Source organism: Paenibacillus sp. J5C2022, assembly GCF_025567625.1.
Taxonomy (GTDB): domain Bacteria; phylum Bacillota; class Bacilli; order Paenibacillales; family Paenibacillaceae; genus Pristimantibacillus.
This window is the reverse complement of sequence record NZ_JAOQJC010000004.1, coordinates 259,070-266,051: the sequence shown is the minus strand read 5'-3', so window position 1 is coordinate 266,051 and position 6,982 is coordinate 259,070. Positions and strand designations below refer to the sequence as shown.

Annotated in this window: 5 protein-coding genes; 2 read left to right on the top strand and 3 right to left on the bottom strand. The window is 42.9% G+C overall.

Annotated features, from left to right (window positions below; genetic code table 11):
* Positions 1-239: 239 nt before the first annotated feature.
* A complete protein-coding gene (locus M6D81_RS05260) occupies positions 240-1,097 on the top strand; it encodes an AraC family transcriptional regulator (protein WP_262675767.1) in 858 nt (285 codons plus the stop codon).
* 64 nt (positions 1,098-1,161) lie between these two features.
* Here M6D81_RS05260 and M6D81_RS05255 read toward each other — a convergent pair whose 3' ends face one another.
* Positions 1,162-1,881: an SGNH/GDSL hydrolase family protein gene (locus M6D81_RS05255; protein ID WP_262675766.1), complete on the bottom strand. Its 720-nt coding sequence runs from the start codon at positions 1,879-1,881 to the stop codon at positions 1,162-1,164.
* 212 nt (positions 1,882-2,093) lie between these two features.
* On the opposite strand from M6D81_RS05255, the gene M6D81_RS05250 reads away from it, so the two are divergent.
* Entirely contained in the window at positions 2,094-2,567 is a 474-nt protein-coding gene (locus tag M6D81_RS05250) for a GNAT family N-acetyltransferase (RefSeq protein ID WP_262675765.1), read from the top strand.
* Between the two features lie 19 nt (positions 2,568-2,586).
* Here the strand turns inward: M6D81_RS05250 and hisD are convergent, their stop codons facing one another.
* A complete protein-coding gene (gene hisD, locus M6D81_RS05245; protein WP_262675764.1) occupies positions 2,587-3,903 on the bottom strand; it encodes a histidinol dehydrogenase in 1,317 nt (438 codons plus the stop codon).
* Positions 3,904-4,261: 358 nt separating this feature from the next.
* The gene (gene ppsA / locus M6D81_RS05240; RefSeq protein WP_262675763.1) at positions 4,262-6,877 is read right to left on the bottom strand and encodes a phosphoenolpyruvate synthase; all 2,616 of its coding nucleotides are present in this window, start codon (positions 6,875-6,877) and stop codon (positions 4,262-4,264) included.
* Positions 6,878-6,982 lie beyond the last annotated feature (105 nt).

The following is a 6,982-nucleotide window of genomic DNA, read 5'->3' as shown; positions in this document are numbered from 1 at the left end:
GCGTGCTTTATATTTTCTTTTGTCATACAGATAGTCTACCAGAAACGAATTGTTGTTCAAGTGATATCCATAGTTTCGGTGTTACACATGGTGTATTTTTGTCCTTGTATCCCCGCAAGGGGGATTTTGCCTAAACGATCCATGAAACTAGCGTTTCTCTTTCATTCGCATCATGTTCTTGGACGGGAGATGAGACTATGCAGATTAGGAACTTCGGCTATGGCAGCACCTCACAGCCCATGAAGGAGGATTATCGTTCCACCCCGCCCTTCGCAGATCGGCTTGGCGGCATACATCCTAACCATCATGAAGTGCTGTATATTTCAGAAGGGAAGGTACAGCTTAACTTTATTTCTCAAATCTATGTGATTGAAGGCCCTGCCCTCATCCTTATTCCGCTTAACACTTATCATAAACTCGTGCTTATTTCAAAAAACTATAGTTATTTCTACTGGGAATTGGAAGATAAAGATTCCAATTTATTCCCAGAATTCGAGATATGCACCATTTGGAACCATCTGCAACTCCACATGAACGAAAGCTTTACCGAGCAAAGCATGATCACTCGGCGAATTGACTATTTGTCCCAAATTTTAAAATCGGATTGGGCGACAGAGCAGCAGAGCTTGTTCCATCAGATGTCCCTGTCGGACATTACAACTATCCTTGCCTTAATTCGACATGTCGTGCAAACCTATGAAACGCAGGAAAACAAAAATAAAAATAAAACGTTAATCCATAGAGAAGCACCCGCACCCGCCAAAGATACAATCGAAATGCTCGTACGCTGGATGGAAGCAAGCTACTGGGAGAAGATTACGTTACAAACGTTGTCTGATTTTGTTCATTTGAATCCTTCCTACTTAATTCGCATGTTTAAAAAATACAAAGGGATAACTCCCTTCCAATACTTGAATGATCTGCGCATGAAGGCGGCTACCGGATATCTCTCCAACAGCAGCATGGGCGTGCAGGAAATCGTGGATAAAACAGGCTACCAGAGCATTCATTATTTCAGCAGAGTATTCAAGCAAAAGCACGGAAAGAGCCCCATTCAGTGGCGCATGGATCGCCTGGGCAAAACATCTGAGCAATAACTATTCAGGCTTGGGCAGAAACAAAGAAAAGAGCCGGGGTGTAGAGCCCCGGCCCTTCTTATGTTTAATTGGCAAGCTCTGGAACAAGCAGCTTTTGCTCCAAAACCGTGCCCCACCGCTTATGAAACTCTGGATTGGGATGATTAATGCCATTCGAGAGAAATTCGTGAATATCCGTTCCTTCCTGCAGCATCTGCTCCCATAATCCATACATGTCCAGCAGCGGAATATCGCGCTTCCTCGCAAGCTCCCGCACCGCTTCGACATAAAGCTTCAACGTTCCTTCTTCAGCAAGCTTTAGGAAGGAAGGAATCATCTCCTTGTGAACCTGCGCAATCCGCTCGTTATCCTTCGTCATCATCATACATGGGGTCATGAGCAGCACTTCCGCTTCCGTCTCCGCGGCCAGTCTGTCCAGCAGATCGGATAACGCTTGGACAAATGGTACAATCCCCTCTCTTCCTCCATGTGCGTCATTATGTCCGAAGCATATCGTCACCAGGTCCGGCTTGTACATGAGCACGTCGCGTTCCCAGCGCGGCCTGGAAGCTTCAGCGGCATCTCCGGATACACCTGAATTAATGACGTTAACGACCGTTTCGGGGTATCTGCGCTCCATAGCCCTGCGCAGCACTTGATGATAGACATTTTTGTATTCAACCACTCCGGCCTCCATGCAGCCTTGCGTTACGCTGTCTCCTATAGCGACATAAGTTACGGCCCGCGCTCTGACATCGCCGGCCCTCTCTGCCAGACGCTCACGCAGTCGATTAAATGAATGCATATCGCCACTCCTTATTTACGATGTTGAAGATACGCTTCTAATAGTACTCCTACCGGATGCCTTTGTATTTGTACAATATTGACATGTTGTATTTTCTTATGATTCACCAAGCTTGACTAGAATGGTCATAACCTTACATTATAGTGAAAGGCGAACAATTTGGAGTTATTATTAACAAATGAATTGCGAGTGAAGGAAGGAGAAGAGAAGCCATGGAAATACGAAAGTTTATACACTCAGACACATCTCAGATCGTCACCCTTTTCTATGAAACAGTTCATACAATAAATGCAAGGGACTATTCGCTAGAACAACTTGAAGCTTGGGCACCGAAGGACGAAAAAGAAGCGAAAATTGTAAACTGGAAGGAATCCTTAAGCCATAACATAACGTATGTCGCAGAAACTAATGGTAAAATCATCGGTTTCAGTGACATGACTGCCACAGGTTATTTAGACAGACTTTACATTCATAAAGACTTTCAGGGACAAGGGATCGCTTCAGCTTTCATACAAATACTTGAAAGAGAAGCAAAAAGTCTCAAACTTGATGAAATGAGTACAGATGCAAGCATTACCGCTAAATCTTTTTTTGAACGCCATGGGTACCAAACGATTCAATCTCAATCCGTAGAACGCAGGGGCGTTCTACTCGTTAATTTTAAGATGGTCAAAAAGATTGAATAAATGATGTAGCTGTATTCGCCTATTCAAGCAACCTTATATCAGCCGCTTTTACGTGACAAGGTAATTGTTCGTAATTCCCCATCTCTTTAATTATCTGATATATTTCCTGTAAAGCATCCTTACTCAGTCTTCCGATTGTTGAATACTTCACCATATCCTTTGCTGTCACACCAGAAAAGGCTCTTGCAAAATGATTAGTCGGCAATACCGCTGTAATCCCTATCCCGTAGTTCGCCGCCGAAAAAGGAGTGTATTCACCGATAAGAATTTCACCTGCATTGTCTATACTGGTCAAAGCACGCTTCTCCGTTTCTTTATCACATACAATCATCAAATGTTCTGGAGCAAACCAATTAATAAAATCAAAAGCTTCGTCAATGTTGGATGCAACAACGATTGCACCCTTACCGTTAGAACCAAAGACATTATGTAAGTATTGTCTTCGTTTTCCCTCGACCTCATCAATACATTTCCAAAGGAGAGCTTCTACTTGATGAGCAAGGTTTATAGAAGTTGTGACAAGGATTGAAGAAGAATCCGGACCATGCTCTCCTTCATTGATTAAATCATAAGCTGTTTTTAACGGATCTGCAGTTTCGTCTGCGAAAATTACACATTCAGTTGGTCCAATGCCTAATACACTCTTTTTACCATATGTCATTGCCATACTCATTGCCGCCGCAATTGCACCTGGTCCCGGTCCATAAATTCCATCAACTTCCGGAATGGAATTTGTGCCTTGTGCAAGTCCAGCAATTATAGATACTCCGTTGCCGATCACAAATTGATCCGCTCCCGCAAGCTTTGCCGCCGCTACCGTTCCCTGGTCTCCAAGTCCATTTTTTAATGGGGGCATCCCGACAACGATTTTCTTAACACCTGCTGTTTTTGCCGCCACAACCAGCATTATCGCAGTAGAAATTAACGGCCCTTTCCGTGCTGGTATCCATATGCCTACCGATTCTAAGGGAACCACATTTTCACCGATTATCGTTCCAGGTCTGATTTGCTTTTCCCACGTTTTCGGTAACATAGCTAAATTAGTATCTCGCACATTTCTAATTGCTTGTTCTATAGCTGAGCGTAATGTTGGCGACAGCGAAGATTTGCATCCTTCCACATAATCATTTGATAAAACCATTTCATCCAAAACAACTTCATCAAACTTCGTTGTTAGACTTCTGATTCCTTCATCGCCCTTATTGGCTACCTCATCGAAAATTGATAAAACTCCATTCAGTACCTCTCTGTTGAATAGCGTTTTATGTGTTTTGAAACGCTCTGTAAGCAGTTCATTCTGTTCTGGAACTTTGAATACAATGCTTGAATTTTGCATTTCTTTCTACCTCCAATTTTTTTTAAACAAAAAGAGCCATGCAGGATAAAAATACCTACATGACTCTTATGCTTCAAGTCCGTAGGTATAACGCCAATAAGCGTTTGTACCTACGGAAAAAATTCCGCATTACAAACGCCTAACTATGATGATGGTTATAGGATTCTGTTAATACAAACATAAAACGGTTCATTTTTTGATATCCTCCTAAACCAGACTTGGACATATTTTATATTGCAAACCACTATTTGTAAAGAGTTTAAATAACAAAACTCAACAGGCTGAAGAGAGGTACTCCGCTCCTCTTTACTCCACCAATTCATCTTCTCCACATCTAGATGTCTATCATCTTCGGCCGTTACAATAGCTCAATATACCCTTCTGTTCCATGCACGCGAATTCGTTGCCCATCTTTTATCAGTTTGGTGGCATTATCTACCCCGACAACTGCCGGCAGGCCATATTCACGAGCGATAACTGCTCCATGGGTCATCAGTCCGCCAACTTCGGTGACAAGACCTCGTATAGATACGAACAACGGTGTCCAGCTCGGATCAGTAAAGGCGGTGACTAATATATCTCCATCTTCTAGTTCCGAATCTTCCATGTTTAAGATGACACGTGCCCGTCCCTCTATCACTCCGGAAGAAACAGCTAGACCTACAATCGCATCGGCCGGGAAATTTTCGCTCTTGTACTCACCTGTAATAATTTCACCATCAGACGTAATAACACGTGGTGGTGTTAGTTTCTCATATAATTTGTACTCGTCTTTTCGTTCACTGATAATCTGGTAATCCAATTTATTGGCGCATACGGCTTCGTGAAGTTCTTTAAAAGTGAGATAGTAAACATCTTCTTTTTCATGAATAACGCCTGCTTGTACGAGTCGTTCGGCTTCTTTCAACAGAGCCTGCCTATAAACGAAGTAACGATTAACCATGCCGTATTTGGGATATTCCCTAAACCCGCTGAAATTCCGAATGAGGTCGATCCTTCGTTTTGTTTCTTCGGCTTTCTGTTCGCCATCCGATAATTGCTTCAATTGATCTAATAACTCTTGCTCTTTACTCAAAGCTTCCTGTCGCCCTTGTTCAAATTTCCGATGGCTGGCATTCGGCTCAAAGTTCTTGATGTTACCCAGAATCATCGGAACAAGTGTCGTTGGTTTTTCGCTCCACCGAGTTTTCGTAATATCAATTTCTCCGCTGCATCGCATTCCGTATTTACCGAGAAAATCATAGATCGCGTCTTGTGCCTCCTGTCCGCCATCAAACTTGACCAGTTCATCCAAGAAGTTGTCATCATTTACATGTTGCAAGTGATTAATGACTTCCGCATACGGACGAATCACATCTGCAACATCCAATAGCGCCAGACCCATTACCGAAGTAATATTGCCCGGTACAGATTGAGATAACGTATCTGCTGCGTTTTTTTCGCCTAGCCACTCGTTCATTTTTTCATTGATCCATGTTGATGCGTTCATAGCAGCCATAATTACACCCATACTTTGTGGTTCGAATAAAAACTTTTTTAATTGCTGGATATCTTCCAGAATGAAATCAAATACATCGGATCCTGATTTTGTTCGGATGGATTGTTTTAACTCTTCTATCGATGTTTGACTCCTCTTAATCAAATCAGAAACGATAGCTGGATCGGTATTAATTTGCGTTTGGAAACCTGCCGACGACATCCCTTTATTGCTTTTGACGGGACTCTGTTCTTTTTTATCAATTGTTAACGACTTAATAAAATCTCCTCGTTCTAAGATGGTCATAAGTGCGTCTTTGATGAGCGGATCGGATTGTCCCATGGTATTTAATATATTTTCTCTGCTGTCAGGAGAAGACAGCATAGGTGTAACATCGACAAATAACCTTCCGCCAGCTTTACGCATGGGTGCAGGAGACGTTAATTGAAAAAGAGACATTCCTAGCGGTTTCATGGGATCGGTCATCATTTGTTGATGACCGACAGATACGTAAACGCGATTTTCTGTATCATTCGCTTCAGGGATCGGGTATAAAGTAGTGATTGGCCGACTCTGCACAATATAGAAAGTATCGTCAACCAAACACCATTCGATATCCTGAGGGCAGCCGAAATATTCTTCGATCCTTCTACCTATGTGCTCAAGCTGCAAAATCTGCTCGTCTATCAGCACTTGCCTTTTCTGCCTCTCAGGCTCAACCTGCTGCTCCTTTGTTCCGCCATCTTGTAAGGCATAAATCGCCAGCTTCTTGGCAGAGATCTTCTTTTCGATAACCTTGCCGTTACTTACTTTGTAGATATCGGCATTCACCAGACCGGAGACCAAGGCCTCACCCAGTCCGAAGCTGGCATCAATAGATAATATCTTCCTGTTAGAAGAGATGGGATCAGCAGTGAACAAAATCCCAGCTGCCTGTGGGAAGACCATCTTCTGAACAACCACAGACAAGTGTACTTTTCGATGGTCGAAGCCGTTTTGAAGGCGGTAAGTGACTGCCCTCTCGGTAAACAGGGATGCCCAGCACTTGCTGATATGCTCTAGAATTGCCTTCTTTCCAATGATGTTCAAATACGTATCCTGTTGGCCTGCAAAGGAGGCCGTTGGCAAATCCTCTGCCGTTGCGCTGGATCGTACTGCATAGGCATTTGTTTCTCCAAGTCTGGAGAGAACGTGGGTGACCTCTTCAATAATATCCTCAGGGATGGCGATCCCTTCGATGACCTTGCGAATCTCACCGCTAAGTTCACTGATTTTACCCCGGTCTTCCACCTTAAGAAGCGATAACTGATCAAGTAATTCGTGAATCGTCGACGTTTTCCCAATAGTTCTTTTGAAGGCTTCCGTAGAAATACAAAAGCCATCGGGTACGCGTATTCCTTCAATCTTTGAAAGTTCCCCCAGGTTCGCCCCTTTCCCCCCAACAACCATGAGGCCTGTTTTGTCAATGTCTTGAAAACAAAGCACATATGAACTCATACATTTTCCTCCTTTAGCTTTTTAACCTTGAAATACATTAACACTTTATCGAATTTTAGCAGTAAAAAATTATAATAAGTAGACTGTTTTTGGAATTTTTTATAT